The organism is Pseudomonas gingeri (assembly GCF_013386115.1).
GTDB lineage: Bacteria > Pseudomonadota > Gammaproteobacteria > Pseudomonadales > Pseudomonadaceae > Aquipseudomonas > Aquipseudomonas gingeri.
Genome location: NZ_JACAOR010000019.1, coordinates 134646 through 160574, shown reverse-complemented (window position 1 = coordinate 160574; position 25929 = coordinate 134646). Strand labels below are relative to the sequence as shown.

29 protein-coding genes are annotated in these 25929 nt (G+C 62.5%); 15 read left to right on the top strand and 14 right to left on the bottom strand.

The genetic code is table 11. From position 1 onward, the window contains the following. Positions 1 to 5: 5 nt before the first annotated feature. Positions 6 to 929, bottom strand: a complete 924-nt coding sequence (locus HX881_RS32080; protein ID WP_017124525.1) for a PA3225 family LysR-type transcriptional regulator — start codon at positions 927 to 929, stop codon at positions 6 to 8. Positions 930 to 978: 49 nt separating this feature from the next. Here HX881_RS32080 and HX881_RS32075 point away from each other — a divergent pair, with 49 nt between their 5' ends. The 3 genes from HX881_RS32075 to HX881_RS32065 all read left to right on the top strand — a co-directional run bounded on the left by HX881_RS32075 (position 979) and on the right by HX881_RS32065 (position 3243). Further along, entirely contained in the window at positions 979 to 1293 is a 315-nt protein-coding gene (locus HX881_RS32075) for a 3-phosphoglycerate kinase (RefSeq protein ID WP_177088576.1), read from the top strand. Positions 1294 to 1440: 147 nt separating this feature from the next. Beyond that, positions 1441 to 2040, top strand: a complete 600-nt coding sequence (locus HX881_RS32070; RefSeq protein ID WP_017124523.1) for an FMN-dependent NADH-azoreductase — start codon at positions 1441 to 1443, stop codon at positions 2038 to 2040. 333 nt (positions 2041 to 2373) lie between these two features. Beyond that, the gene (locus tag HX881_RS32065; protein WP_042934669.1) at positions 2374 to 3243 is read left to right on the top strand and encodes a carboxylate/amino acid/amine transporter; all 870 of its coding nucleotides are present in this window, start codon (positions 2374 to 2376) and stop codon (positions 3241 to 3243) included. A gap of 111 nt (positions 3244 to 3354) precedes the next feature. Here the strand turns inward: HX881_RS32065 and HX881_RS32060 are convergent, their stop codons facing one another. From HX881_RS32060 to HX881_RS32050, 3 genes are all read right to left on the bottom strand, one after another. After that, positions 3355 to 3858 carry a hypothetical protein gene (locus tag HX881_RS32060; RefSeq protein WP_177088573.1) on the bottom strand — a complete coding sequence of 168 codons (504 nt, stop codon included), beginning with the start codon at positions 3856 to 3858 and terminating at the stop codon, positions 3355 to 3357. 19 nt (positions 3859 to 3877) lie between these two features. Next, positions 3878 to 4027, bottom strand: a complete 150-nt coding sequence (locus HX881_RS32055) for a hypothetical protein (RefSeq protein ID WP_177088571.1) — start codon at positions 4025 to 4027, stop codon at positions 3878 to 3880. Positions 4028 to 4276: 249 nt separating this feature from the next. Continuing rightward, on the bottom strand, positions 4277 to 5575 hold the full coding sequence (locus HX881_RS32050) for a mechanosensitive ion channel family protein (protein ID WP_177088569.1): 1299 nt from the start codon (positions 5573 to 5575) through the stop codon (positions 4277 to 4279). A gap of 194 nt (positions 5576 to 5769) precedes the next feature. Here HX881_RS32050 and HX881_RS32045 point away from each other — a divergent pair, with 194 nt between their 5' ends. The 5 genes from HX881_RS32045 to HX881_RS32025 all read left to right on the top strand — a co-directional run bounded on the left by HX881_RS32045 (position 5770) and on the right by HX881_RS32025 (position 11632). Beyond that, positions 5770 to 7116, top strand: coding sequence for a DEAD/DEAH box helicase (locus tag HX881_RS32045; RefSeq protein WP_042934668.1), 1347 nt, complete (start codon positions 5770 to 5772; stop codon positions 7114 to 7116). Between the two features lie 219 nt (positions 7117 to 7335). Further along, the gene (locus HX881_RS32040) at positions 7336 to 8463 is read left to right on the top strand and encodes a hypothetical protein (RefSeq protein ID WP_017124519.1); all 1128 of its coding nucleotides are present in this window, start codon (positions 7336 to 7338) and stop codon (positions 8461 to 8463) included. A 1-nt stretch (position 8464) separates the two neighbouring features. Continuing rightward, positions 8465 to 9709 carry a DUF6384 family protein gene (locus tag HX881_RS32940; protein WP_343054891.1) on the top strand — a complete coding sequence of 415 codons (1245 nt, stop codon included), beginning with the start codon at positions 8465 to 8467 and terminating at the stop codon, positions 9707 to 9709. Further along, complete coding sequence (locus HX881_RS32030; protein WP_177088567.1) at positions 9706 to 11061, top strand: hypothetical protein; 1356 nt, start codon at positions 9706 to 9708, stop codon at positions 11059 to 11061. The genes HX881_RS32940 and HX881_RS32030 overlap by 4 nt, the downstream gene beginning before the upstream one ends. Positions 11062 to 11239: 178 nt before the next feature. Beyond that, the gene (locus HX881_RS32025) at positions 11240 to 11632 is read left to right on the top strand and encodes a transcriptional regulator (protein WP_177088565.1); all 393 of its coding nucleotides are present in this window, start codon (positions 11240 to 11242) and stop codon (positions 11630 to 11632) included. A gap of 45 nt (positions 11633 to 11677) precedes the next feature. Here HX881_RS32025 and HX881_RS32020 read toward each other — a convergent pair whose 3' ends face one another. Next, entirely contained in the window at positions 11678 to 12538 is an 861-nt protein-coding gene (locus HX881_RS32020; protein ID WP_177088562.1) for a DUF6279 family lipoprotein, read from the bottom strand. Between the two features lie 166 nt (positions 12539 to 12704). After that, positions 12705 to 12893 carry a hypothetical protein gene (locus tag HX881_RS32015; RefSeq protein ID WP_176987101.1) on the bottom strand — a complete coding sequence of 63 codons (189 nt, stop codon included), beginning with the start codon at positions 12891 to 12893 and terminating at the stop codon, positions 12705 to 12707. Between the two features lie 348 nt (positions 12894 to 13241). Between HX881_RS32015 and HX881_RS32010 the strand changes: the two genes are divergently transcribed. The 3 genes from HX881_RS32010 (at position 13242) to HX881_RS32000 (ending at position 15629) form a co-directional block, all read left to right on the top strand. Then, the gene (locus HX881_RS32010; RefSeq protein WP_017124513.1) at positions 13242 to 14078 is read left to right on the top strand and encodes a CvfB family protein; all 837 of its coding nucleotides are present in this window, start codon (positions 13242 to 13244) and stop codon (positions 14076 to 14078) included. A 26-nt stretch (positions 14079 to 14104) separates the two neighbouring features. Further along, the gene (locus tag HX881_RS32005; RefSeq protein WP_177088560.1) at positions 14105 to 14506 is read left to right on the top strand and encodes a DUF2177 family protein; all 402 of its coding nucleotides are present in this window, start codon (positions 14105 to 14107) and stop codon (positions 14504 to 14506) included. 193 nt (positions 14507 to 14699) lie between these two features. Continuing rightward, positions 14700 to 15629, top strand: coding sequence for a DMT family transporter (locus HX881_RS32000; RefSeq protein WP_017124511.1), 930 nt, complete (start codon positions 14700 to 14702; stop codon positions 15627 to 15629). On the opposite strand, the gene HX881_RS31995 is transcribed toward HX881_RS32000, so the two are convergent. After that, positions 15577 to 16758 (bottom strand): MFS transporter, encoded by a 1182-nt coding sequence (locus HX881_RS31995; protein ID WP_177064767.1) that lies wholly within the window; start codon positions 16756 to 16758, stop codon positions 15577 to 15579. The genes HX881_RS32000 and HX881_RS31995 overlap by 53 nt on opposite strands. A 105-nt stretch (positions 16759 to 16863) precedes the next feature. Between HX881_RS31995 and ptrR the strand changes: the two genes are divergently transcribed. Then, positions 16864 to 17766 (top strand): putrescine utilization regulator PtrR, encoded by a 903-nt coding sequence (gene ptrR / locus HX881_RS31990; RefSeq protein ID WP_042934666.1) that lies wholly within the window; start codon positions 16864 to 16866, stop codon positions 17764 to 17766. Between the two features lie 125 nt (positions 17767 to 17891). After that, the gene (locus HX881_RS33040) at positions 17892 to 18017 is read left to right on the top strand and encodes a PA1414 family protein (protein ID WP_017124508.1); all 126 of its coding nucleotides are present in this window, start codon (positions 17892 to 17894) and stop codon (positions 18015 to 18017) included. Positions 18018 to 18106: 89 nt separating this feature from the next. Here HX881_RS33040 and HX881_RS31985 read toward each other — a convergent pair whose 3' ends face one another. From HX881_RS31985 to speB, 5 genes are all read right to left on the bottom strand, one after another. Continuing rightward, on the bottom strand, positions 18107 to 18349 hold the full coding sequence (locus HX881_RS31985) for an acyl carrier protein (protein ID WP_017124507.1): 243 nt from the start codon (positions 18347 to 18349) through the stop codon (positions 18107 to 18109). A gap of 268 nt (positions 18350 to 18617) precedes the next feature. Then, positions 18618 to 19997: a sodium:solute symporter family protein gene (locus HX881_RS31980; protein WP_017124506.1), complete on the bottom strand. Its 1380-nt coding sequence runs from the start codon at positions 19995 to 19997 to the stop codon at positions 18618 to 18620. Between the two features lie 151 nt (positions 19998 to 20148). Further along, positions 20149 to 21660 (bottom strand): purine-cytosine permease family protein, encoded by a 1512-nt coding sequence (locus tag HX881_RS31975; RefSeq protein ID WP_177088558.1) that lies wholly within the window; start codon positions 21658 to 21660, stop codon positions 20149 to 20151. Between the two features lie 54 nt (positions 21661 to 21714). Beyond that, a complete protein-coding gene (locus HX881_RS31970; RefSeq protein WP_017124504.1) occupies positions 21715 to 22125 on the bottom strand; it encodes a nuclear transport factor 2 family protein in 411 nt (136 codons plus the stop codon). A gap of 9 nt (positions 22126 to 22134) precedes the next feature. Then, positions 22135 to 23085, bottom strand: a complete 951-nt coding sequence (gene speB, locus HX881_RS31965) for an agmatinase (protein WP_103032476.1) — start codon at positions 23083 to 23085, stop codon at positions 22135 to 22137. A 201-nt stretch (positions 23086 to 23286) separates the two neighbouring features. Here speB and HX881_RS31960 point away from each other — a divergent pair, with 201 nt between their 5' ends. Next, positions 23287 to 24180, top strand: coding sequence for a LysR family transcriptional regulator (locus HX881_RS31960; RefSeq protein ID WP_017124503.1), 894 nt, complete (start codon positions 23287 to 23289; stop codon positions 24178 to 24180). Between the two features lie 14 nt (positions 24181 to 24194). Beyond that, positions 24195 to 24794: a tRNA-uridine aminocarboxypropyltransferase gene (locus HX881_RS31955; protein WP_017124502.1), complete on the top strand. Its 600-nt coding sequence runs from the start codon at positions 24195 to 24197 to the stop codon at positions 24792 to 24794. Here the strand turns inward: HX881_RS31955 and HX881_RS31950 are convergent. Further along, positions 24791 to 25192, bottom strand: a complete 402-nt coding sequence (locus HX881_RS31950; protein ID WP_042934637.1) for a YbaN family protein — start codon at positions 25190 to 25192, stop codon at positions 24791 to 24793. The two genes, HX881_RS31955 and HX881_RS31950, sit on opposite strands and share 4 nt — an antisense overlap. Before the next feature lie 10 nt (positions 25193 to 25202). Beyond that, positions 25203 to 25790 carry a UPF0149 family protein gene (locus tag HX881_RS31945; protein ID WP_017124500.1) on the bottom strand — a complete coding sequence of 196 codons (588 nt, stop codon included), beginning with the start codon at positions 25788 to 25790 and terminating at the stop codon, positions 25203 to 25205. Between the last annotated feature and the right edge of the window lie 139 nt (positions 25791 to 25929).

The following is a 25929-nucleotide window of genomic DNA, read 5'->3' as shown; positions in this document are numbered from 1 at the left end:
TCCTGTCAGGCTTGCTGGGGAGCCGCGAAGGGGGCGTCCAGTGGCGCGGTGTCGAAGGTGCGCAACAGCTCGACGAGAATCTGCGTCGCCGGTCCCAGGGGTTTGTCCTTGTTCGAGTACAGGTAGAACGTCGGGTGGCGGCTGCCGCCCTGGTCCAAGGGTAGTTGCTTGAGCAGGCCTTCGCGGATTTCCCGTTCGATCATGTGGCGTGGCAACCAGGCAAAGCCCAGTCCGTTGCCGACAAAAGTGGCGGCGGTGGCGAGGCTGCCGACGGTCCAGCGCTGCTCGGCGCCGAGCCAGCCGACATCCCGTGGCTGTTGGCGGCCGGAGTCGCGGATCACCACTTGCAGCTGGCTTTCCAGGTCCTGGAAGGTCAGTTCCCGTTGCAGGCGATGCAGGGCGTGTTCCGGATGGGCGACGGCGACGAACTCCACCGCGCTCATTTCGGTGCCCAGGTAGCCGGGGATATTGAAACCGCTGATGGCCAGGTCGGCGACGCCTTCGAGCAGTACTTCCTCGACGCCGGACAACACTTCCTCGCGCAGGCGCACACGGCAGCCGCGGCTCTGCGGCATGAAGGCGGTCAGGGCCCGTACCAGCCGGGCATTGGGGTAGGCGGCGTCGACCACCAGGCGTACCTCGGCTTCCCAGCCCTGTTCCATGTGATGGGCGAGGTCTTCGAGCTGGCTGGCCTGTTTCACCAGTTGCCGCGAGCGGCGCAGCAACACGCCACCGGCTTCGGTCAGCACCGCCTTGCGCCCGTCGATGCGCAGCAGCGGCACGCCGAGCTGGTCCTGCATGCGGGCCACGGTATAGCTGACAGACGACTGCGAGCGATGCAGGGCTTCGGCCGCCTGGGCGAAGCCACCATGATCGACCACGGCCTGCAGCGTTCGCCATTGATCGAGGGTCACGCGGGGCGCTTTCAAGTTGGGCTCCTCTTGTCCTAAGCTGGCGGTCCACATTGGAGACTGCCGAATGAGAAAGATCTGTTGTGTGTTGCTGGCGCTGTTGCCACTCAGCGCGTTTGCCTATCCCATCGATGTCGAGAAGCAACTCAATGGCCTGAGTATCGACTACACCACCTACGACACCGATGAAGACATCGGCTCGATCAATCTGAGCAACTACGGCAAGACCGACGCGGTGTGCAAGGTGGTGTTCCGCAACGGCCCCGAAGCCCCGCGGACCCGCCAGGTGGAAGTGCTGGCCGGCAGGAACACCAACGTCACCGCCAAGTTCAACCGCAAGATCATCCGGCTGCGCATGGACCTGTCGTGCTCGGCGAAATGAGACCGGTGGGGCATTGCCGACAAGCATGCTCCGTCTATAAACAAATTTATAGATAGGTTGTAGCAGATTTTTCCGCTTTTTAATCGATATCCTGCTGTTTAACCTTCACTCCATCGACTTACCGCACCCACCGATGGAGCACCTCCCATGTCCCGCGTTCTGATCATCGAAAGCAGCGCCCGCCAGCAAGACTCGGTTTCCCGCCAGTTGACCCAGCAGTTCATCAGCCAATGGCAGGCTGCACACCCGACCGACCAGATCAGTGTGCGCGACCTGGCGAAAAGCCCGGTGCCCCACCTGGACGGCAACCTGCTGGGCGGCTGGATGAAACCGGTTGAACAGCGCAACGAGATCGAGCAGGCCTCCCTCGAACGCTCCAACCTGCTGACCGACGAATTGCTGGCGGCGGACGTGCTGGTACTGGCCGCGCCGATGTACAACTTCGCGATTCCGAGCACCCTCAAGGCCTGGCTGGACCATGTGCTGCGGGCCGGCGTGACCTTCAAGTACACCGAAACCGGGCCGCAGGGTCTGTTGACCGGCAAGCAAGCGTACGTCCTCACCGCCCGCGGCGGGTTGTATGCCGGTGGCACCAACGATCACCAGGAACCCTATCTGCGCCAGGTGCTGGCCTTCGTCGGTATCCATGACGTCAGCTTCATCCATGCCGAAGGCCTGAACATGGGCGGCGACTTCCAGGAAAAAGGCCTGAACCAGGCCAAGGCCCGGATCGCGCAGATTGCCTGAGACCTTAATCTTCAGCTAATCGCCGGGTGTTCTATTGGTCCTCAGCGAAATAGCCCCTTCAAGTTGTTTGCGCATCGAACCTCCCTTTGCACCGGTTGCTCCCTGGTGCACGTAACCCGATCCGGCTGCCCTGCCCGATCGGGTTTTTTTTCGCCCGAGATTTCACTCCCCCCGAAAAGCCGTTAAGGTCGCCGCCATCTATCTGTCCAGGCCGGTTTCCCTTGTGGGAGCGGGCTTGCCCGCGAAGCTGTTGGCGACCGCCAGGGCCTCTTCGCGGGCAAGCCCGCTCCCACACAGGATGTCGGCATACCGCACAACATGGGTGAGGCATTCATGGGTTATCTGCTTTTCGTCACGCTGATCCAGGCGTTTTCCTTCAGCCTGATCGGCGAATACCTCGCCGGTCACGTCGACAGCTACTTCGCCGTGCTGGTGCGGGTGTTGCTGGCCGGCCTGGTGTTCATCCCGCTGACCCGCTGGCGCCAGGTAGAGCCGGCGTTCATGCGCGGCATGCTGCTGATCGGCGCCTTGCAGTTCGGCGTGACCTACGTCTGCCTGTACCTGAGCTTCCGCGTGCTGACGGTGCCGGAGGTGTTGCTGTTCACCATCCTCACGCCCTTGCACGTGACCCTGATCGAAGATGCCCTGAACCGGCGCTTCAACCCCTGGGCCCTGGTCGCGGCGCTGGTGGCCGTGGGCGGCGCGGCGGTGATCCGCTATGACCGGATCAACCCGGACTTCTTCATGGGCTTTTTGCTGTTGCAACTGGCCAACTTCACCTATGCCGCCGGCCAGGTGCTCTACAAACACCTGGTGGCGCGTCATCCCAGCGACCTGCCGCACTACCGCCGTTTCGGCTATTTCTACCTGGGTGCGCTGGCGGTGGCGTTGCCGGCCTTCCTGCTGTTCGGCAAGGCCAACTACCTGCCGGAAGCACCGCTGCAATGGGCTGTGCTGGTGTTCCTCGGACTGGTCAGCACCGCGCTGGGCCTGTACTGGTGGAACAAGGGCGCCTGCCTGGTCAACGGCGGCACCCTGGCGGTGATGAACAACCTGCATGTGCCGGTGGGGCTGCTGATCAACCTGCTGATCTGGAACCAGCATGAAGACCTGGGGCGGTTGTTCCTGGGCGGTGGGGTGATTCTGGCGGCGGTATGGATCAGTCGGCTGGGGGTTCGCCGTACTGGTGTTTATCGCGGATAACCGTGGCGCCGGATTGTCGGAAGCCACGAGTTTTCCGATGCACACAAGGCATGTGCCCGACCGCATTCCTCTGGGAGCCGGGTTGCTTGAGAGGGTTGAACCGGTCAGTGTTCACCGTTGAGGGTCAGCCGACGGCTGCAGGTTGAGGGGAGGCTGGTCGGTCATTTGCCTGATCCGCCCTTCAAGACCGCCATTTTCCTGGTAGTTTGAATAAAGCGTGAATAGTCCGAACAAGGCCAGTGCCACGGCCACAGATGCGAAGCCGCTGAGAGTGTGGTTTCCCAATGCGCGCCAGAAACCGGGTTTCAAACTTTCGATTTTTTCTATAATCACGCTTTTTGTCATGGCGTCTTTCATTTCCTGACCCAGCTCTTCGAGCGAGACATCGATAAAGCTTTTTGCCAGTTGTTCCGCATGCTCGCGACACATGCTGACCTGCTGGGGCGTACAGGCTACTTGCTTGAACGCATCATGATTATCGCTGGCGTGGCTGCGAATCCATTCAATCTTGTGACGCTTGTACAGCGAGTAAGCGAGCAATCCGAGGAAGTCCTCATCTGACTCGACGAGACTGTTGAAGACATCGAACTGGACACCGGTTGCAGGGGCAGGCAAAAGGAGACCTCCAGTGAGATCAGCGATTCAGGCGGTCATAGGCTTTCTTCAGCATGGCGTTGATGGCTTGCTGAGAAAGCCTGGAGGAGCGTGCGGCAACATTCCTGCTGGCCGGCGAAGCGAGCCTCTTGTTGATTTCCTTGACGAGTGCAATCGATACGTTGGGCATCATAACCTCCAGTTCAACGATGACCCCTCGGGCTACCCGATAGCCATGACGAGAGTCTCCATCCGTGATCCTTTGACAAGTCGCCTTTGAAGTCAATGAAGGCCAAAGGCTACGCGCACTATCGTGTCCAGGCTGTCGCTAGTCCTGGATATGTAAGTTGTTCCAATCCCCACTCATATCAGCGGTCAGCCCTCATCCATAAGTGCCGCGATGCCGGCGCAAGGGACGTTATCGCCAGCGAGCCGCCTCCTACAGGGCACGCTGTTCCGGGCCTGGAATATGGCTGGCGCCCAGCAAGGCCGGCAACATCCCTGAGCGCAAGTCGCCGCCACTAGGCTGCTGGTACAGGCTCAAGCCAAACTCCGGCAGCACCGCCAGCAGATAATCGAAGATATCGCCCTGGATCCGTTCGTAGTCGGCCCAGGCGGTGGTGCGGGTGAAGCAGTAGATTTCCAGGGGCACGCCCTGGGCCGTGGTCTGCATCTGGCGGACCATGCAGGTCATGTTGGCCTGGATCTCCGGATGGCTTTTCAGGTAGGCCAGGGCATAGGCGCGGAAGGTGCCGAGGTTGGTCATGCGCCGGCGGTTGGCCGACATCGCCGCGACATTGCCCTGGGCCTCGTTCCAGCTTTTCAGCTCGGCCTGCTTGCGGCCGATGTAGTCGGTCAGCAGACGGACCTGGCTCAGACGCTGTTCTTCCTCGTCATGCAGGAAGCGCACGCCGCTGGCATCGATGAACAGGCTGCGCTTGATCCGCCGTCCGCCGGACTGCTGCATGCCGCGCCAGTTGCGGAAGGATTCGGACATCAAGCGCCAGGTCGGGATCGAGACGATGGTCTTGTCGAAGTTCTGCACCTTGACCGTGTGCAGGGTGATGTCCACCACATCGCCGTCGGCGCCGACCTGAGGCATCTCGATCCAGTCGCCGACCCGCAGCATGTCGTTGCTGGTCAGTTGCACGCTGGCGACGAACGACAGCAGGGTGTCCTTGTAGACCAACAGGATCACCGCCGACATGGCGCCAAGACCCGACAGCAGCAACAGCGGCGAGCGGTCGATCAGAGTGGCGACGATGACGATGGCGCCGAGCACGAAGAGCCCCATTTTCGCCAGTTGCACGTAGCCCTTGATCGAGCGGGTCCGCGCGTGTTCGGTCCGTGCATAGATATCCAGCAGGGCGTTGAGCAGGGCGCTCAGGGCCAGGACCAGGAACAGCAGGGTGACGGCCAGCGCCGCGTTGCCGAGGAACAGCAGGGCGGTCTTGCTCAGTTCCGGCACCAGGTACAGGCCGAACTGGATCACCAGCGACGGCGTCATCTGGGCCAGGCGGTGGAACACCTTGTTCTGGTGCAGGTCATTGAGCCAGTGCATCGCCGGCTGGCGCCCGAGCAGTTTGGTCGCGTGCAGGATCAGGTAGCGTGCCACTCGTCCGAGCAGCAGCGCCACCACCAGCAGGAACACCAGGCCCAGGCCGGTGTGCAGCAGGGGATGTCGGTCGAGGGCGCCCCAGAGGTCCTGGGCATTGAGCCAGAGCTGTTTCATATCCATGGGAAAAGAGGAATCTTCTGAAGGAAATAACGAATCGATTAGAGCATTTAAGCCTGCGGATGTGACGGTTGAAGACAAACCTGCTCACAAAAACGTCACTGTTTGTGGCTCAAAGTGCAAAGAAACTCGGCCTCGGCGCTCGAAACCGTTACCCTATGCAGCTGAATATTTTGCATTTCTTCGAGGTAGCACCCGTGTTTTCCCAATTCGCCCTGCACGAACGCCTGCTCAAAGCCGTGGCCGAGCTTAAATTTGTCGAGCCAACGCCCGTGCAGGCAGCGGCCATTCCGCTCGCGCTCGAAGGGCGTGACCTGCGGGTGACGGCGCAAACCGGCAGCGGCAAGACCGCCGCCTTCGTCCTGCCGATCCTCAACCGCCTGATCGGCCCGGCCAAGGTGCGTGTCAGCATCAAGACCCTGATCCTGCTGCCGACCCGCGAGCTGGCCCAGCAGACCCTCAAGGAAGTCGAGCGCTTCTCCCAGTTCACCTTCATCAAGTCCGGCCTGATCACCGGCGGCGAGGATTTCAAGGTCCAGGCCGCCATGCTGCGCAAGGTCCCGGATATCCTGATCGGTACCCCGGGGCGGATGATCGAGCAACTGAACGCCGGCAACCTCGACCTCAAGGAAGTCGAAGTGCTGGTGCTCGACGAAGCCGACCGCATGCTCGACATGGGCTTTGCCGAAGATGTGCAGCGCCTGGTGGACGAATGCCCGAACCGCCAGCAGACCATGCTGTTCTCCGCGACCACCGGCGGTTCCGGCCTGCGCGAGATGATCGCCAAGGTCCTGAACAACCCCGAGCACCTGCAGCTCAACGCGGTCAGCCAGCTGAACGACACCACTCGCCAGCAGATCATCACCGCCGACCACAACCAGCACAAAGAACAGATCGTCAACTGGTTGCTGGCCAACGAGACCTACCAGAAGGCCATTGTCTTCACCAACACCCGGGCCATGGCCGACCGTATCTACGGTCGCCTGGTCGCCCAGGAATACAAGGCGTTCGTCCTGCACGGCGAGAAGGACCAGAAGGACCGCAAGCTGGCCATCGACCGCCTGAAGCAGGGCGGGGTGAAGATCCTCGTGGCCACCGACGTCGCCGCCCGTGGCCTGGATGTGGAAGGCCTGGACCTGGTGATCAACTTCGATATGCCGCGCAGCGGCGACGAATATGTCCACCGCATCGGCCGCACCGGGCGTGCCGGTAACGACGGCCTGGCGATCTCGCTGATCTGCCACGGTGACTGGAACCTGATGTCGAGCATCGAGCGCTACCTCAAGCAGAGCTTCGAGCGCCGCACCATCAAGGAAGTCAAAGGCACCTACAGCGGGCCGAAGAAGGTCAAGGCTTCGGGCAAGGCCGTGGGCGTGAAGAAGAAAAAGACCGACGCCAAGGGCGACAAGAAGAAGTCGTCGGCCAAGGCACCGACCAAGCGCAAGATCGCCAACCGGCCGAAGACCGACGCCCTGTCGCTGGTCAGCAAGGACGGCATGGCACCGCTCAAGCGCCGCAAGCCGGCCGCTCCCGACGCGGAATAACCCGCCGTCGCGTTGTCAGCAGAACCCGGACCCTGTCCGGGTTTTTTATTGCCGCCTGTTGCCCGCGTGGCGATTTCAGTGCTGGCATTCTGATAAAAATCCACTGGCTCGGTAGGCACTTTTCCTACAGTGCTCTGTTACCATTTCGCGCTCACGTCAGCTCGTCAGGGCTAGGGATAAAGGCGTCTTGCCTCAGGGCGCCGCATAGGGAACAGGCTCATGAACTACCTCGAACGCTCCATGTCCGCGCTGCGCTCCATCGGCATCACTTTCCCTGACCAGAACGCTCCGGTGCTGGCGCTGCTGGACAAGGTGTCGGTGTATGACGCCAACCGTGTCACCAATATCGCCGCCACCCTGCAACAATCCACGGTGTTCAACGCCGCGGTCCGCGACAAGCTGCAGGGCATGGACATCAGTACCCGTTACGCCGATATCGCCACCAGCTTCGATTCGATCCAGTCCGATGCCAAGCAGATGATGGAGTGGATGGCCGATGGCAAGCTGCAATTTTCCGAGCGCATCCGCCTGGGCTGGATGAACATGCGCCGGGGGTCGATCCCGGACCGGTTCGAGGATATCCGCAAGAACTACCTGGACGTCGCCAAGTCGGCGAACGAGCAGATCCGCCTGGAAACCCTGATCCTGGAGGCCTATCAGGATTATCGCCTGGCCATGAAGACTGCCGAGGTCGACGCCAGCGAGGTGCAGAAGATCGCCCAGGCGAAGATGGACGCCGGGCGCAAGGCCCTCGCCGATGCCGGTGCGGCCCTGGAGCCCGCCGAGATTGAGGCGTCGGAGCGGGTCAAGCTGGAGCTGGCCCGGGATGTCGCCCTGCGTGACCTGCAGGACGAGGACAAGCGCTTTCAGATCATCACCGACATCGCCGAGCAGCTCAAGACTGCCTACAACGCGGCGGAACTGGTGTTCGCGCGCCTGAGCCAGTACCACTCGGTGAAGGAACGGCTGTACCAGCGTGCCGTCAGTTTCTTCGCCACCAACGAGATCGTGCTGACCGGCCTGGCGGCGGGCTTTACCTCGTCCGGTGGGCTGGCGGAAGTCACCAGCACCCTGAATGCGATGAACGACGGCATCAACTCCAGCCTCGAAATCCAGGCCAGGGTCGGTGGCGACCAGTTGAACGCGGCACTCAAGGCCGGTTACGGCGGGACCTTGAAAGCCAGTTCGGTCAAGGCCCTGGCCGATGCCGTGGTGGAGTTCCAGGCCAGCAGCCTGAACCTGATCCAGGAACTGCGCAAGGAGTCCTCAGCGGCGGCGGCCGAGATCGAGTCGATCACCGAGGACAGCAAGCGTCGCTTCACCGCACTCCTGCAAAAAGGAGTCTGAGGTGAGCAACGTCTCTCTCACCGACCAGATGGGGGCCATGGCCCTGGTCGACGAGTTGCGCTACAGCCAGGCCGAGATCCAGAAGCACCTGGATCTTCCCGGCCATCGCCGGCAGGTGGCCGAGCGTATCCGTGAGTTCTACCGCTCGAAAGGAGTGGAGGTCGACGATGCCCTGGTCGAGGAAGGTGTCCGCAACTTTTTCGCCAGTCGCCTGATCTATCAGGCGCCGACGATCGGTCCGGTAAGCCGGCGGCTGGCGCGGGCCTATATCGGCCGTGATCGCTGGCTGCGCCCGACGATTTTTGTCCTGGCGGCGTTCATGGTCGTGCTGGTCATTGGCAATCCGGTTTCGAATTTCTTCGGCAGGATCTCACGCGAGGGCTCTCAGATGGGCCTGGACAAGGCTCGCGAGCAGGTCGTGAGCCATGCCGGCCAGGTTGAGCAACTGGATAAACGTGTCGCCACGCTGAAAGCCGACCCGTTGCTGGCCAACGCTCCGGCTGCGCAGCGGCTGCTTGAGCAGGCCCGGTTGGCACTGGACAAGTCCCGTTCACTGAAGCTGCCCGCGTTACCCGAGCATTTCAGCAACGAGACCCGCGATGCCGAATACAAGCTCAAGAACACGGTGACCGAGCTTCTCGACAAGGATAACGCCGACCTGCAGGCGCTGACGGGGAAGCTGGATACACTGACCGCCCAGGCGATCGCCACCCGGCCGTTGCTCAAGCAACTGCAGGATGCCCGCGACAGCGTGCGCGGGATGGGCCTGAACAGCGCGGACAGCGAGCAGTTCCAGCCGTTGTTCGCCAGGGCCGAGCAGGCCATCAGGGTGCTGGACGCGCCAGCCGCCGAGCAGGCGTTGGCGGACGCCGGGCAACTGCGGGACGTGGCGGCGACGCCATTGACCCTGGAGGTGGTGAGCCGGGCCGGTGAAAAATCGCTGGTCGAACGCAACTATGATCCCAACGGCAGCAAGACCTGGTACTTGCTGACCGAGGCGACGGATGCGGCCGGCAACGTGGTTGCGGTGCCGATCACCAGTGTCGAGAGCGGCGAACGGCGTTATGCGGCGGTTTTTGGCGTGCGGGTCAATCAGGCCACCTACCAGTCGGTCCGCAGAGACAAGGAACAGGACGGTCATGTCGATGATCGACTGGTGGGCAGGAAGGCGGCCAACTCGCTGTCCTTCAAGTTCCTCAAGGGACCCGTCAAGGGCAAGGCTGACTACATCCTGGAGTGGCAATGAACGCGAGCAGCATGATGGCATCGCTGAGTGAGAACTCCCGGCGATACGAATACGAACTGCGCAAGCTCCAGCTGGAACTGTCCAATGCCCACGAGCAGGAGCTGCGGCTGCAACAGACGATGAGCACCGTCTTTCCGCAGTTGGCCAGTCATCAGTTGAGTGGTGGTGCCACCTTGTCCGTCGAGGTCCAGCGCCTGCTGGAGCAGCGCACCCAGGCCGAGGCCGAGTTGCGCCAGAGCCTGGCCCGGACGGAAGCGGCGATTGCCCTGCAAGTGCAGGCGGTGGCAGGTGTTGTCGATGAGCTCGAAGGCCTGGCCGCAGGTCTCGAACAACAGCTTGAGCAGGATCCGCTGTACCGGCAGCAGGCTGCCCTGCTGAATGAGTCCCTCGCCCGCTGTGCCGAGGCGGACAAGTCCTACAAGGAACTGCGGGCCGAATGCCGGGCCAAGCTGCCTGCCTTCCAGGTCGATCCGTTTTACCTCTATCTCAAGGGCCGCGGCTTCGGCACCGATCATTATTCTGGCCGGGCGCCCTGGCGTAGCCTGGACCGCTGGCTGGCGCGCCTGTGCAATTTCACCGAGAACCAGGCGTCCGAGCGGACGCTGCTGGCCATGCAGGAGGCCAATGAAGCGGCCAGATGGCAGCGTGACGCCAATCGCGGCATCCATGAAGCCGAGGTCGAGCGGCTGCGTCATGCGGTTGTCTCCGGCAGCGATATGTCGGCGATGCAGGTACGGCGGCAGCAGGCGCAACAGGCCGTGGACGCGGGCAAGGCGCAGGCCAACGCGATTCATGAGCGCCTGCAACCCTTTGTCACTCGCCAGGACAGCTATTTCGTCAAGGCCTCCGAGTTGCTGGCGCAGCAACTGGCCGATATGAGCCACGTGACCCTGGAGCGCCTGGCCGGGCAGACCACCGGCCTGGAAGATGACGAGCTGGTGCTGCGGATACGCGATCTGCGCACCGAGCTGGATGAGCTGCGACTGCGCGTACCGTTGCTGGAGATGAAGTGCCGCGACGCCACCAGCGACTATGAGCGCGCCAAGCAACTGGAGCGCGAGTTGCAGTCGGGCGAACATATCAGTGCCCGCTACGAGTATTCCGACAAGATCGATCTGCAAGCGTTGATGGTCGGTTTCATGGGCGGTGGCTTGTCCATGGGGCAGGTGGCGGATCAGGTGGACAGCTTGCGCAAGGCGGCCAAGGTGGTCTCCAGTTCATCGAGCAGTACCCATGCGAGTTTCAGTTGGAGCAGCAGTTCGGAGGGCTCGTCGAGCAAATCCAGTTCCAGCATCTCGTTCAGTTCCTCCCGGTCCACCGGAAGTGGTTTCTCCACCAGCGACAGCCTCTAGCGGGGCCAGGACGACGAATCACGGGGCAGCGCAGGCTGCCCCGTGTCGTTTGCGGCAATCGGTGTTGTTCCGCCCAACGGTCGGTGTCGGTGTGCAATCGGGCTGAACGGCGGCCGCTGCGGCCGGTCACTACTGATAAGGGAGATTTTTCCTTTCAACGGTTGGAGGTTGCATCAGGATGACGACTTATAACTGGGAGCTGATCGAGCGTCTGCTCCACGAAGTGCAAAACGGTGCGGGCCACAGCTTCGCGCCACGGGCCTATGCCGAGGAGCTTGCCGCCAGCCAGGCCGCCGAAGGCGAGCATCCGGGTAACCTGGATACCCTGAAAGCCCTGGCGGCGGACTATGAGCGGCTGTTGCTGAAGAACGGCTTTATCGAGTCGCGACCGGAAGAAGAGGGTGGCAATGGCGAGAACTTTGTCCTGACGCCCCGTGGTTCCAGCCTGCTGAGCCTGATCGACAGCAGCATCCCCGGCAATGACCATCCGCGCCAGGTGCTGGATGAACAGCCCGATGCACTGGACCCGCTGGTGTTCGACGAAGTGGCGTCCAGGGCGCAGATTGCCTGATCGCACTTTGATCGCTCCCGCGCGGCGCGTGGGAGCGATCATGTCTCAAGCCGCCTTCAGGCACTTCAGTTCGCTGAAGTCGCGGCGCAGGTCGGCGATTCTTTTCAGCAACTGATTACGCTGGGCGGGCGTACTCTCGGCCATCAGGTCCACCAGCAGGCTGCGGGCGGCCTGCTCGGTGCGTGCATAGGCCTGGCGGTATTCGGTGGTCCACAGGCTGTCCCGATGTTGCAACAGTTGCTCGATGCGCCGGGGAAAGTCGGGGCTCTGCCGGGCGGCGACCGCGGCGCTCAGTTGTGCCTGCCAGTGCGCGCGGTTGGCGATCCACAGGCGGTTCTGCTCGCCGAGTTCGGTTGACCACTCGATCACCCGTTGCTGTTGCTCCAGGCTCAGCGGACCGAGCCAGGCCTTCAGGCGCTTGCTCATCCGCTCCGCGCGCTGGCGCATCTGTTCATCCAGGGGCAGGGCGACATACTCGGCCTGACGTTCGCGCTGTTCCCTGGCGAACGCCTCGTTCATCTCGGCGACTTGCCGATCATCCAGGCCCTGGAGCAGTTCGACCGCTGACGGCGTGATTTCCCGGGCGACCTGGGCAATCGCCGCCTTGGCTTCAACGGTTCGTGCCTGCAGCTCGCTATCGTTGACCTGGCCGTTTTCGACCATGCGCTGCAAGCGGTCGAGCCATTCCAGATAGCCAGGCAATTGCGTGGTGCAATGCCATTGCAGGTGTTCCTTCAGGCGTTCGTTGAACCAGCCCTTCTGCTCGCGGTTCATGTCCACGTAGTCGCCGAGGGTCCAGGGGATGATCACATCCAGATTGCGATAGGCGACGCCGACCCGGGTGCAGGCAGCCAGCGCCAGGCCCAGTATCAGGCAGCAGAACAGGAAAAGGGATCGACGCGACATGAGCGAATCCTTGCGAGGGCGTTTTCCCATAGAACGCCTTGTGGCCTGGCGGTTCAATGCAAAGATGCGATCAGTGTCGGGGGAGGTCGCTTCAGCCCTAGCGCCTTGAGGATCAAAGCGCATAGCGGCCAAGGTGTCGCGAGGGGGGAAAGCTTCGAGGCGTGACTTACTTCTTGCCGAGGGTGATCTGTTTCGACGGGCCGAAAGTCTGGCCGCTGACGCCTTTGGCAATTTGCTGGATCTCGCCGCCGGATTTCAGGAAAGCAGCAATTTGCTCGTTGATCGAGTCGCTGGTCTCAACGGCTGGGGCTGGCTTTGCTTTGCTGTTGGATGCTTTTACGCGCATGGCGGCCATTAACCTGTAGATATTAACTGGATCGACCATCATACCTGAAAAGCTTGACAATAGCTTGGTAAATATCCTCCTGAAATACGCGGCGATATTATCCGCGCAATCTTCAAGTTGAACTCATTATTGTCCCCTAAGCCGCTGTTTTAATTCGTAACCCTGGCCCTCGGATTTTCCCGATGCGCCTGGTTTTGCCGTCAGGCTCGGGTCGCGGCCTGACGAGCGGTGCCATGATCTGCCGCGCAGGCCTTGAAAAACCGCGATTGCCGGGGAATTTCCCGGGGTGGGCGAGGGCTATGAAACAGCACCGCCAAACTCGGGTAGAATGGCGCCCACGCAATGAGGGTATTGGAAATGGCTTTAGTCGGGCGTTACAACAGCTTGCAAGTGGTTAAGCACACTAACTTCGGTTTGTACCTGGACGGTGCGCAGGATGGCGAAATTCTTTTGCCCAACCGTTATATCCCCAAGGATATTCCCAGTGAAGATGAAGACTGGCTGAATGTTTTCATTTATCTGGACAGCGCTGACAAGTTAATTGCCACCACTGAAACACCGAAAGTTCAGGTCGGTGAATTCGCCAGTCTCAAAGTCAAGGAAGTCAACAGCATCGGCGTGTTCCTCGACTGGGGACTGCCCAAGGACCTGCTGCTGCCGTATTCCGAGGAAAAGCGCCAGTTGAGCGCCGGCGAGTACTGCGTGGTGCATGTCTATCTCGACAAGCACACCCGCCGCATCACCGCCACCGCGCGCCTGGATCGTTACCTGGACAAGACGCCGGCCAACTACAAGGTTGGCGAGGAAGTCGACCTGCTGGTGGCCGAAGCAACCGACATGGGTTTCAAGGCCATTATCAACAACAAGCACTGGGGCCTGATTCACAAGAACGAAGTGTTCAAGTTCCTGCGTGCCGGCAAACAGGAAAAAGGCTTTATCAAGGAGATCCGTGCCGACGGCAAGATCAGCCTGAGCCTGCAACCGGTCGGCGAAGAAGCCGCCGGCAGCCTGAACTCGAAGATCCTCGCCAGGTTGCGCGAGAACAACGGTGTCCTGCCTGTTAGTGACAAGAGCGATCCGACCGTGATCAGCGGTCTGTTCGGAGTCAGCAAGGGCAACTTCAAGAAGGCCATCGGCGCCCTGTACAAACAGGGCCAGATCGTTATTCACGCCGACCGCATCGAGTTGAGCTGAATCCCATGCCGGGAGCGCCTTCGATCATGAGAAAAGTCTTGCTGGCCTACCTGGCCATGCTGCTGGCCTTTCTCGTGCTCGACGGGCTCTGGCTCGGGGTGCTGATGGGCTCCACCTACAGGAGCCTGCTCGGTCCACTGATGCTGGAGCAACCGCGCTGGGTGCCGGCGATCCTGTTTTACCTGCTGTATGGCGTGGGCATGCTGGTGTTGGTCGTGCTACCGGCGGCGGCTTCGCGCAGCAGCCGTCGCGCCGCGGGCCTCGGAGCCCTGCTGGGGTTGGTGGCCTACGGGACCTACGATTTGAGCAACTGGGCAACATTGCAGGCCTGGTCGGGTCAGTTGGCACTCATGGACCTGGCCTGGGGGACTCTGGTGAGTTGCCTGGTCAGCCTGGTGGGGTACTGGCGGATGCGGTCCGGGGCCTGATCCGTTTCCCGGCACTTGACGACGCTCTCGGCTATCCTCGAGTCTTTTTCCACGGTTTTTTTCTGACCGATGGGTAAAAACTGCCTGTAGGATTCGCTCACCTGATTATCAACCCTTGCACACGTATGCCAGGGGGCCTTGCCTTCTCTTTTGCGGAAACTGCCATGTCTTTGTTTTCTTGCCCGGGGTGCCCATGAGCACCTCGCGGCGTAACGCCGATCGTTTTGCCATCCAGGTGATGCTCGGGCTGTGCCTGATCTGGGGCATCCAGCAAGTGGTGATCAAGTGGGCCGCGGCGGATATCGCCCCGGTCATGCAGGCGGCCGGGCGCTCCGGGATCTCGGCGCTGCTGGTGGGCCTGCTGATGTGCTGGAAGGGCGGCTGGAGCCATATCGGTGCGACGTGGCGCGGCGGCCTGCTGGCGGGAGCGCTGTTCGGCCTGGAATTCCTGTTTATCTCCGAAGGCCTGCAACGGACCTCGGCCGCGCATATGTCGGTGTTTCTCTACACCGCGCCGATCTTTACCGCCCTGGGGGTGAACTGGCTGTTGCCCAGCGAACGCCTGAAGCCCTTGCAATGGCTGGGGATCGGCCTGGCCTTTGTCGGTATCGTCTTCGCGTTTGCCGGCGGGGTATCGTTCTCCGACATGGACAGCAACATGCTCCTGGGCGATGCCCTGGGGGTGCTGGCCGGTGCCGCCTGGGGCGCGACCACCGTGGTGGTGCGCGCGTCACGGTTGTCGGAAGCACCAGTGACACTGACGCTGTTCTACCAGTTGATCGTCGGTTTCGTCGGGCTGCTGGCGATTGCCGCCGTCTCCGGCCAGATCGGTCATGTCAGCCTCACCGCCGTTGCCGTCGGCAGCGTGCTGTTCCAGGGCCTGGTGGTGTCGTTCTTCAGCTACCTGGTGTGGTTCTGGCTGCTGCAACGCTACCTGGCGTCGAACCTGGCGGTATTTTCCTTCATGACGCCGATGTTCGGCGTGACCTTCGGGGTCGTCCTGCTCGGCGACCCCTTGAGCTTCAACTTTGTCATCGGCGCGGTGCTGGTGCTGCTGGGAATCACCCTGGTCAGTGCCGAGCAGTGGATACGCCGTCGTTTGCGTAAGGCACTGGGACAGTAACCGGCCGCAGCGAAACCAGTCCGGCGATCACCAGGCCGCTGCCAGCGACCATCAGCGCCGGCTGCAGGCCGCCGCTCCAATGGCTGCTCAGGGCGGCCAGCAGCGGGCCACTGAGCTGGCCGACGGAGAAGCAGACGGTCAGCAGGCCGGCATTGCGCTGGGTTGTGTGCGGTGCCAGTTCCCGCGAGCGCTGCATCACCAGTTGCATGCAGGCGAGGAACGGCGCACCGCAGAGAATCACCCCCAGCACCAGTCCCAGTCCGCTGGACAACAGGCAGGCGAAGACACCGGCGGCTTGCAGCCACAGCGTCGCCATCAGCCAGTGACGGGTGACCCGGGGATTGTGCCGGCGCAGACTGACCAGCAGGACCCCCAGGGCGGCGGCAAGGCCGAAGCAGGGCCAGAACAGGTCGGCCTGCCATTCGCCGTGGAAACGGGCGCTGGCCATCTGCGAAAGAAAGGTCGCCGGGATGATGTAGCCCAGCCCGTACAGGAAGTAGACCAGGCACAGATGACCGATGCTGCCGCCCGCCGAGGCATTGGCGATATGCACCGCCGTGGCGGGCGTTGCCGTCGAGTGCGGGAGGAATGGCAGGATCATCAGCAGCAGCAACAGGCCGGCGACGGCATACACCAGCCACAAGGTGGATGAAGTCTGCCCCAGCAGATTGGAGCCCATGGCCAGCAGGCCGGTGAGCACGATGCCCAGGCCGGGCCCGGCGAACACCAGCGCCCCCAGGCGATGCCGGCCGCTGCTGGCCGCCAGCGGTTGGCTCAGGCTGGTAATCATCACCACCACCCAGGCACTGGCGATCCCGGCGCCGAAGCGCAATGCCAGGTGCGACCAGAAACCATGGGCCCAGAACGACGCCAGGGTCAGCAGCACGCACAGCCACAGGCCACCGAGCAGGCGCTGGCGGATCTGCTCCGGCCGCCGGGCAAACATCGCATCCGCGGCACCCAGCAGATAGCCCAGGTAGTTCGCGGCGGCGATCAGGCCACCGGCGGTCAGATCGATCTGGCCTTCGCTGATCAGGTGCGGCAACTGCGGCGTCAGGGAAAAACGGCCGATGCCCATGACCATCATCAGGGCGACGAAACAGGCGACTAAACGAATCAGCGGCGACATGGCGGCAATTCCTGGAGAAGGGACGATTGACCGTCAGGCTAGGACTGATTGACTTTCTTTAAAAATGAATAATATTAAGTAACTTGTTCGTTTTTGGAGAAGATCATGGAGTTCAGTCAACTGCGGATCTTTCAGGCCGTGGCCGAGGAGGGTTCCATCACCCGGGCGGCCGAGCGTTTGCATCGGGTGCCGTCGAACCTGTCGACCCGGCTCAAGCAGCTCGAAGAGCAACTCGGGGTCGAGTTGTTCCTGCGCGAGCGCCAGCGTTTGCAGCTGTCTCCGGCGGGCAAGGTCCTGCTGGACTACTGCGCCAAGCTGTTCCTGCTGCATGACGAAGCCCAGGCGGCGGTGCAGGGCGGCCAGCCGGGCGGCGACTTTGTCCTGGGAACCATGTACAGCACCGCGGCGATCCATCTGCCGCCGCTGCTGTCGCGTTATCACCGCGCCTATCCCGCGGTGAACCTGCAGGTGCAGTCGAGCATCAGTTCCGAGCTGTTCGAGGGCGTGCTCAGCGGTCGCCTGGATGCCGCGCTGGTCGACGGCCCGCTGCAACTGGCCGGGCTGGAGGGCATCGCATTGTTCCAGGAATCGCTGGTGATGATTGCCGCCGCCGACCATCCGCCGATACGCACGGCACGGGATATCGAGGGGCGGGCGGTATTCACCTTCCGTCCCGGCTGTTCCTACCGTGTTCGCCTGGAGGCCTGGTATGCGCATTATCAGGCGGCGATGGGGCGGGCCATCGAAATCGAGTCCTACCCGGGCATGCTGGCCTGCGTGACCGCCGGTTCCGGCGTGGCGATGATGTCCCGCTCGATGCTGGCCAGCCTGCCGGGGCGCGAGAATGTCTCGGTGCACCCGATGGCCGCACCGTTCGACACCGCCACCACCTGGCTGATGTGGCGCAAAGGCATGAAGGGCGCGAACCTGACGGCCTGGATCGAGATGGAAGAGGAACGCAAGGCGCAGCTGAGTGCCGGGATCGTGACTGTCCGTGCGTCGGCCTGAAGCTTTTTGCCATGATTTGGCGCAATCAACCCCGTGGAAAGGAAGCATTGCGTAGGACTTAGAGCTATGATCTGTGTGAAGCGGCTACAGAACTATGTCGCTCGCATTACCCTGAAGGGGGCTATATGAAAGACAAACTGCAAACCTGGCTCCATGACCTCGGTGTCGCCCTCGGCCTGATCGAGCCACCGCTGCAACCCGTGCCGATTCGCACGGACGACGAACGCCGCCGTCGGCAGCCGCGCCGGTAACGCTTTCATACCGACTCAAGCCCTCCAGCCGTGGTGGTTTCCTTGAGCGCGCGCGTCACCCTGCCGGGCAATGACCCTGCAATCGCGGTTCAGTGCGAGGGCTGGGTCTTTTCGTAGATGAACCGGCTGAGGTCGCCGATGGTGCTGATACCCCTCAAGTCACGGTTGAGGTCCAGCCGCACATTGAACTGACATTCAAGGTGCTGGAACAGCGCGGCGATATCGAGGGAGTAACTGTCATCCGCCGCCAGGGAGGGATCCCGGGGCCATTTCAACGACAATTGCTGTTCTATGGAATGGCAGATCTGTTGATGAATCTCGAGCCTGTTCATGAATGCCTCGCAGGAAAGTACTTTCTTCTTGTTCGACCCTTTCCCAGGGCATTGCGATGGCTGTCGGAAGGACGACACCAGCGATCCTTGTACCTTGGGACTCATCCGGAACCTGATTCCAGAATACCTTCCCCAAGGCAGTCGCTGATTGCCAGTACAGCACAGGTTTGTTCAGTGTCGGTGACCATTGGTCGGCGCCGAAGCGGCGGCCATGGGAAAAAAAACGGATGCGACAACCGACGTCGCACCCGCTGAAGTAACTGCATTGTCAGATGGCGCTGGCCACTGTCGCCGGACGAGGGGACAGCAGGCTGACCACCACGAAGCTGACCAGGCCGACAGCCAGGCTGTAGTAGATCGGTGTATTCGCGTCGAGCCCGTCGATGATCATGAACACCAGCGCGGTGATGAAGCCCAGGGCCATGCTGGTGATCGCGCCGGCGGTGGTGGCGCGTTTCCAGAAAATGGCACCGATCAGCGGGATCAGCATGCCGCCGACCAGCAGGTTATAGGCCAGGGTCAGTGCACTGATCACATCGCTGACCACCAGGGCGATACCCAGCACCACGATCCCGGTCAGGCAGGTGAACAGGCGGTTGACCGCCAGGCTCGACTGCTTGCCGCCGCGCAGTTTCGGCAACAGGTCTTCGGTCAGTACGGTGGAGGCGGCCAGCAGGCCGGCGCTGGCGGTGGACATCATGGCGGCCAGGGCCGCGGCGATCACCAGGCCACGGATACCATCGGGCAGCGACAGCTTGACGATGGCGGCGAAGGCGTTGTTGACGTTGTCCAGGTCCGGGATCAGCACATGGGCGGCCATGCCGATCAGGGCGCAGGCCAGGCCGTAGGCGATGCAGTAGATCCCGGCGACGCTGCCGGCGTACTTCGCGACTTTCTCGTCCTTGGCGGTGAACACCCGTTGCCAGATGTCCTGGCCGATCAGGATGCCGAAGAAGTAGATCAGGAAGTAGGTGATGATGGTGTCCCAGCCGATGGTGGTGAAGCTGAAGCTCGCCGCCGGCAGCTTGCTCACCAGTTCGTCCCAGCCGCCGACGCGGTACAGGCAGATCGGCAGCAGGATGAACATCAGGCCAACGGTCTTGATGATGAACTGGACGATATCGGTCAGGGTCAGCGACCACATGCCGCCGATGGTCGAGTAGACCACCACGACACCGCCGCCGAGCAGCACCGAGAGCCAGAACGGCAGGCCGAACAGCACTTGCAGCACGGTGCCGATGGCGAGGATCGAGGTCACGCCGATCATCAGCGCGTAGGCCAGCATGATCACCGCGCTGGCCTGGCGCGCCATGGGGTTGTAGCGCTTTTCCAGCACCTGGGTGACGGTGAAGATCTTCAGCTTGAGCAGCGGCTTGGCGAGGAACAGGTTCAGCGCGATGATGCCGAAGCCCAGGGCCGCGCAGAGCCAGAAACCGGAAATCCCGTGGACATAGCCCAGGCGCACGGTGCCTACGGTGGAGGCACCGCCCAGTACGGTCGCGGCCATGGTGCCCATGTACAGGGTCGGGCCCAGGTTGCGCCCGGCAACCAGGTAGTCTTCGTGGGTCTTGGCCTTGCGCATGCCGTAGTAACCGAGCACGAGCATGCCAGCGGCATAAATGAGTACAACCAGTAAATCCAGGGCCATGACGGCGTGTCTCCGATTATCTTTTTTATGATGGAACAATAAGCAGTGTGAGTGCGTTGGTTGTCGTGGGAGCTGGCTGGCCGGCGATGGCGGCCAGACAGGCGGTGCAAGGCTCAGGGGCCTCATCGCTGGCCAGCCGGCTCCCACAAGTTCAGGCCGGCTGGCGCAAGGTCGGTTTCTCTCCTGCGTTCAGGCCTTGGCTGCGGGCATCATCCGGCCCGTAGACCTCCGGCGTTTCCGGGAACAGGCTCAGCAGCGCCAGGTACATCAGCGAGGCCAGCCCGAGGGTGATCGGCAGGCTGATGTCGATGCCATCGGCCAGGTTGCCCAGCGGACCGACGAACTGTCCCGGCAGGTTGACGAAGCACAGGCCGACCAGCGCGCTGGGGATCCAGGCGCCAAGGCCGCGCCAGTTCCAGCCGTGGCTGAACCAGTAGCGCCCGCCGGTTTCGCCGCGGGTGAAGACCTGCAGGTCGTCCGGACAGTAGTAGCCGCGACGCACCAGCAGGCCGATCAGCATGATCACCATCCAGGGAGTGGTGCAGGTGATGATCAGCACGGCGAAGGTCGACACGCTCTGCACCAGGTTGGCCGCGAAGCGCCCGATGAAGATGAAGGCGATCGACAGTACGCCGATCAGCAGGGTCGCCTTGACCCGCGACAGCAGTCGCGGAAACACGCTGGACATGTCCAGCCCGGTGCCATACAGCGAGGTGGTGCCGGTGGACATGCCGCCGATCACCGCGATCAGGCACACCGGCAGGAAGAACCAGCTCGGCGAGACGGCCAGCAGGCCACCGACATAGTTGTTCGCGGCGATGTAGTCGGGGGCCTTGATCGCCACGATGGTCGCGGTGGCAAGACCGAACAGGAACGGGATCAGGGTGGCGACCTGCGCGGCGATCACCGCCAGCATGATGCGACCTTTCGGCGTTTCCCGCGGGATGTAGCGCGACCAGTCACCGAGGAACGCGCCGAAGGAGATCGGGTTGCTCATGGCTACCAGCGCGGCACCGATGAAGGCTGCCCAGAAACCCGTCTGGCCGAGGGCCACGGTGCCGGCGAAGTGGCTGTCGAAGGCCGGTGCGAAGGCGAAGATGCCCAACAGGAACAACAGGCTGGCGGCCCACACGGCGATGCGGTTGACCCACAGCATGAAGCGGAAGCCGTAGATGCACACCGTCAGGACCAGGATCGCGAACAGGCCGTAGGCCAGGCCCAGGGTCAGGTCGGTTTCCGGTACATCGATCAGGCGCTTGGCGCCGCCGATCAGTGCGTCACCCGAGCTCCACACCGAGAGCGAGAAGAACGCGATGGCGGTCAGCAGGGACAGGAACGAGCCGACGATCCGTCCGTGCACACCGAAATGCGCGCCGGAGGACACGGCGTTGTTGGTGCCGTTGATCGGTCCGAACAGGCCCATGGGCGCCAGGATCAGCGCGCCGAGAATCACCCCCAGCACAATCGCCCAGACACCGGCCTGGAAGGACAGGCCGAACAGCACCGGGAAGCTGCCGAGCACGGCGGTGGCAAAGGTGTTGGCGCCGCCGAAGATCAGGCGAAACAGGTCGCTGGGCCGGGCGTCGCGTTCGTGGTCCGGAATCTGCTCGACCCCGTTTGTTTCAATGCTGCTAAGACTTTTTTCATTGTTATTCTTATTCATGATCGCTCCGATCACTGCGGTGCCCCCATCTTCCGCGGGGGCTACCGGCGTTGGCTAAGGGGAGGGCAGTCCTTGGGGTGGCGCAGACAAATGTTCGTGGCAGGCCAGCCATGGGCCCTGTTCCTGTTGTTTGCGAAACACAATGGTCTCGCGCTCCTGGCTGAAGAGAAGCTCCCCTTGCATGCGCAGCTCGGTGGCTACGTCATGGATGAAAATCGCCACGTCGCCCTGCAGGCTGACGAAGGCGTTGCTCGAGGTGCATGAGAGCACCTCGAAGCCATCCTCTGAACGCCAGCGGTCCCACAAGGCCTGGTAGGCATCGCGCGACAGCAGCGGCTGTTCGAGGGTGTAGAAGACAAAGCTGGCATCGGCGCTGAACGCGCCGAAGTAAGCTTCGCGATCGTTGGCGGCAAAGGCGGCCACCAGTTCGGCGGCGGCCTTGAGCACCTGGTCACGGTCGTTCATGGGGTTGCCTCAGCGGTGGGCCACGCCTGGAAGTACACAGAGCATTTCGTAGAGCAGGTTGGCGCCCAGCAGCGAGGTGTTGCCGGTGGTGTCGTAGGGTGGCGAGACTTCCACCAGGTCGCAGCCGACCAAGTCGAGGCCCTGGCAGCCACGGACGATCTCGATCGCCTGGATGGTGGTCAGGCCGCCGATTTCCGGGGTGCCGGTGCCGGGCGCCCAGGCCGGGTCGATGCCGTCGATATCGAAGCTCAGGTAGACCGGACCGTTGCCGACCTTTTCCCGGACTTCGGCCATCAGCGGCGCGAGGGACTGGTGCCAGCACTCTTCGGCCTGGACCACACGGAAGCCCTGCTTGCGGCTCCAGTTGAAGTCTTCGGCGGTGTAGCCCTGGGCGCGCAGGCCGATCTGTACCACCCGATCGCAGTCCAGCAGGCCTTCTTCCACGGCGCGGCGGAAGGTGGTGCCGTGGGCGATCTTCTCGCCGAACATGTGATCGTTGACATCGGCGTGGGCGTCGATGTGCACCAGGCCGACCTTGCCGTGTTTCTTGTGGATCGCCCGCAGGATCGGCAGGGTGATGGTGTGGTCGCCACCCAGGGTCAGCGGGATCACGTCGTGTTCGAGAATGCCGTCGTAGGCTTCTTCGATGATGCGCACGGCGTCGAGCAGGTTGAAGGTGTTGATCGCCACGTCACCGATATCGGCGACCGACAGCGAGTCGAACGGCGCGGCGCCGGTGGCCATGTTGTACGGGCGGATCATCACCGATTCGGCGCGGATTTCCCGCGGGCCGAAACGGGTCCCGGCGCGCAGCGAGGTGCCGATGTCCAGCGGGATGCCGATAAAGGCGGCGTCGAGGCCGGCGGCCGATTGCAGGTGGGGGAGGCGCATCATGGTGGCGATGCCGCCGAAACGCGGCATTTCGTTACCGCCCAGTGGTTGGTGAAGAATCTTGTCCACGGGTAAGCCTCATCATTTGTTTTGGTTATCTGGTGGCGATTCTGCGAAAGGTGGCGGATGGGAAGAATCGCTGTCGGCAAATACTTAGTTCAGATTTTTCTAAACTAATGCCCGGGGCGAGGTTAGACTCTTGAGCGTTCCCACGCTCCACGTGGGAACGCATCTGCGGACGCTCCGCATCCAGTCTCTTCGGAGTGTTCCATGGCCAACGCTTTACCCGACCTGAAACTATTGCGCATCTTCGTCAGCGTGGTGCGCCACCAGGGATTTGCCAACGCCCAGCAGGAACTCAACCTGTCGACCTCGGCCATCAGTACCTACATGAGCCAGCTCGAGGCCGCGCTGGGACTGGTGCTGTGCCATCGTGGCCGGGGTGGTTTCAGCCTGACCAGCAAGGGTGAGCTGTTCCATCAGGAAACCCTGCGGCTGCTCGGCGAACTCGAAGGGTTCGAACAGTACGCCGCCGCCCTCAAGGGCGAGTTGCGCGGGACCCTCAACCTCGGGGTGATCGACTCCACCGTCAGCGAGCCGGCCTTGCCCCTGGCCGAAGCCATTGGCGCCTACAGCCAGGAACACCCGGCGGTGCACCTGCACCTGTCGGTGATGAGCCCCTACGAACTGCAACTGGGGGTGCAGGACAACCGCCTGGACCTGGCCATCGGCGCGTTTTCCACGCGCATGAGCGGGCTGGTCTACCAGCCGCTGTACCGCGAGCAGCACTGGCTGTATTGCAGCAACCGCCATCCGCTGTACAACGAGCGCAGGATTCCCGAGCAGGTCATTACCCAGCAGCGCATGGTCGGCCGCGGCTACTGGAGCCAGGCCGAACTGGCCCGTCATGGTTTCAAGCACAGCGCGGCCACCGTCGAGAGCATGGAGGCGCAACTGATCCTGGTGCTGTCCGGCGCCTACATCGGCTACCTGCCCGAGCATTATGCCCAGCCCTGGGCGGACAAGGGCGACCTGCGGGTGCTGCTGCCGGCGACCTTCGGTTACCAGGCGCCGTTCTCGATGATCCTGCGCCGGGGCCGCAGCCGCGAGCCGTTGATCCAGACTTTCCGCGACCTGCTCAAAGCGCAGCTCAACCAGCCCTGATCGGAGTCTTGTTCATGTCCAGAGCTCGCTGCGAGCGTTGCCTGCGTCCCGAAACCCATTGCCTGTGCGCACTGATCCCGCAACTCGACAGCCGCACCCGGGTGCTGGTGCTGCAACATCCGAGTGAGGTCGGCCATGCCTTGAATACGGCGCGGCTGGCGACCCTGGGGCTGAGCAATGCCGAGTTGCGTGTCGGCGAGGTGTTCGAGGACCTGCCGGCGTTGCTGAACCCGCCCGGTTATCAGGCGTGCCTGCTGTTCCCGGCGGACGATGCACGGTTGCTGCAAGCCTACCCGTCGACTGGCGAGGGCCAGCCGCTGCTGCTGGTGGTGCCCGACGGAACCTGGCGCAAGGCGCGCAAGCTGTTGTACCTCAACCCGTTGCTGGCGGCCTTGCCGAGAGTGACCCTGGGGCAGGGCGCGGTGTCCCGCTATCGCTTGCGCAAGGCCCCGGAGCCGGGGGCGTTGGCGACGGTGGAGGCGATTGTCCAGGCGCTGGAAACCCTGGAGCGGCCGACTTCATTCGGCGCCTTGCTGAAGCCGTTCGAAGCGTTGATCGAGGGACAGATCCAGGCCATGGGCCGCGACACCTACCAGCGCAACCACGGCGCCTAGCGTCGCGGCTCCAGGGTCTTCTGGCGCAGGATGTAGATCGTCACCAGGACCGCGCTGGTCAGCATGAAGCCGCGGGCCCAGGGCAACGGCACCAGGTAGCAGGAAAAACCGATGCTCAGCCACATCAGGCCGATGGCGTAGACCTTGCCCTTGAGCGGGATGCCGTTGCCATCCAGATAGTCGCGGATCCATGGACCCAGGCGCGGGTGCTCCACCAGCCAACGGTAGAAGCGGGGTGAACTGCGGGCGAAACAGGCGGCCGCCAGGAGCAGGAAAGGCGTCGTCGGCAAGACCGGCAGGAAAATCCCGATCACCCCCAGCGCCACGCTCAGCCAGCCGATGGCCAGCAGCGCGTAGCGCACAAGCGGCGGGCGATTGCCCCTGGGGCTTGCCGCCACAGGTTGCGACTCAGTGGTGACGAGGCTTGAGGATCGCCGGCTTCTCGTCGGGAGCGTTGCACAGCAGGTACAACGCGGTCAGGGCTTCCGGGATCTGGACGATCATGTCGTCCATCAGGTTGGCGTCGGCGGCGATGTCGGAGAACTCCGGTTGCTCATCGAACAGGCCCGAACCGACCATGATCGGCAGGAGCATTTCGCTGACTTCTTCCTCGGCGGTTTCGAACCAGGCGGCTTCGCGCAGGAACACCCCTTCCATGAAGCCGATGCACCAGCCGCGCAGGTCGGAGTCGTCCGGGTCGTCGCCCAGGTCGAGGTCGCACGGCAGCTCGAACTCCTCATCGGAGGCCAGCTGACGGGCGATGTGGGCCTTGAGCTGAAGCAGCGTGGCTTCGATTTCTTCACGCTGGGCGGCATCGCTGTAGTGTGGCTCCTCGGCGAACAGGGCATCGATCCATTCGCGATCGGGCACCACTTCCGAGCAGATCGACAGCGCGGTCAGGTAGCCATGGGCGGCCACATAGTCCAGCGCTTCTTCGTGCAGCTCGTCGGCGTCGAGGAAGGCTTGCAGGCGGGTGAGTTGCTCAGCGAAGGACATGGGGGGCTACCTTGGGAATAAACGATGCTGAATTCTAGGCGTTCTTGAGCGTGCAGGCCAGCAAGCACGTAGATTTGCGCGGTTTTAGCGGTGAATAAGTCCTCGGGTCGACCGACCGGCATTGCCCTTTGCCGTCGAG

Bases quoted from the DNA above. Each gene is read 5' to 3' on its own strand.
- HX881_RS32075 (WP_177088576.1), top strand. From the start codon at position 979: ATGAGAAAGATCTGTTGTGTGTTGCTGGCGCTGTTGCCACTCAGCGCG.
- HX881_RS32070 (WP_017124523.1), top strand. From the start codon at position 1,441: ATGTCCCGCGTTCTGATCATCGAAAGCAGCGCCCGCCAGCAAGACTCG.
- HX881_RS32065 (WP_042934669.1), top strand. From the start codon at position 2,374: ATGGGTTATCTGCTTTTCGTCACGCTGATCCAGGCGTTTTCCTTCAGC.
- HX881_RS32055 (WP_177088571.1), bottom strand. From the start codon at position 4,027: ATGCCCAACGTATCGATTGCACTCGTCAAGGAAATCAACAAGAGGCTC.
- HX881_RS32050 (WP_177088569.1), bottom strand. From the start codon at position 5,575: ATGGATATGAAACAGCTCTGGCTCAATGCCCAGGACCTCTGGGGCGCC.
- HX881_RS32040 (WP_017124519.1), top strand. From the start codon at position 7,336: ATGAACTACCTCGAACGCTCCATGTCCGCGCTGCGCTCCATCGGCATC.
- HX881_RS32030 (WP_177088567.1), top strand. From the start codon at position 9,706: ATGAACGCGAGCAGCATGATGGCATCGCTGAGTGAGAACTCCCGGCGA.
- HX881_RS32025 (WP_177088565.1), top strand. From the start codon at position 11,240: ATGACGACTTATAACTGGGAGCTGATCGAGCGTCTGCTCCACGAAGTG.
- HX881_RS32020 (WP_177088562.1), bottom strand. From the start codon at position 12,538: ATGTCGCGTCGATCCCTTTTCCTGTTCTGCTGCCTGATACTGGGCCTG.
- HX881_RS32015 (WP_176987101.1), bottom strand. From the start codon at position 12,893: ATGGCCGCCATGCGCGTAAAAGCATCCAACAGCAAAGCAAAGCCAGCC.
- HX881_RS32010 (WP_017124513.1), top strand. From the start codon at position 13,242: ATGGCTTTAGTCGGGCGTTACAACAGCTTGCAAGTGGTTAAGCACACT.
- HX881_RS32005 (WP_177088560.1), top strand. From the start codon at position 14,105: ATGAGAAAAGTCTTGCTGGCCTACCTGGCCATGCTGCTGGCCTTTCTC.
- HX881_RS32000 (WP_017124511.1), top strand. From the start codon at position 14,700: ATGAGCACCTCGCGGCGTAACGCCGATCGTTTTGCCATCCAGGTGATG.
- HX881_RS31995 (WP_177064767.1), bottom strand. From the start codon at position 16,758: ATGTCGCCGCTGATTCGTTTAGTCGCCTGTTTCGTCGCCCTGATGATG.
- ptrR (WP_042934666.1), top strand. From the start codon at position 16,864: ATGGAGTTCAGTCAACTGCGGATCTTTCAGGCCGTGGCCGAGGAGGGT.
- HX881_RS33040 (WP_017124508.1), top strand. From the start codon at position 17,892: ATGAAAGACAAACTGCAAACCTGGCTCCATGACCTCGGTGTCGCCCTC.
- HX881_RS31985 (WP_017124507.1), bottom strand. From the start codon at position 18,349: ATGAACAGGCTCGAGATTCATCAACAGATCTGCCATTCCATAGAACAG.
- HX881_RS31980 (WP_017124506.1), bottom strand. From the start codon at position 19,997: ATGGCCCTGGATTTACTGGTTGTACTCATTTATGCCGCTGGCATGCTC.
- HX881_RS31975 (WP_177088558.1), bottom strand. From the start codon at position 21,660: ATGAATAAGAATAACAATGAAAAAAGTCTTAGCAGCATTGAAACAAAC.
- HX881_RS31970 (WP_017124504.1), bottom strand. From the start codon at position 22,125: ATGAACGACCGTGACCAGGTGCTCAAGGCCGCCGCCGAACTGGTGGCC.
- HX881_RS31960 (WP_017124503.1), top strand. From the start codon at position 23,287: ATGGCCAACGCTTTACCCGACCTGAAACTATTGCGCATCTTCGTCAGC.
- HX881_RS31955 (WP_017124502.1), top strand. From the start codon at position 24,195: ATGTCCAGAGCTCGCTGCGAGCGTTGCCTGCGTCCCGAAACCCATTGC.
- HX881_RS31945 (WP_017124500.1), bottom strand. From the start codon at position 25,790: ATGTCCTTCGCTGAGCAACTCACCCGCCTGCAAGCCTTCCTCGACGCC.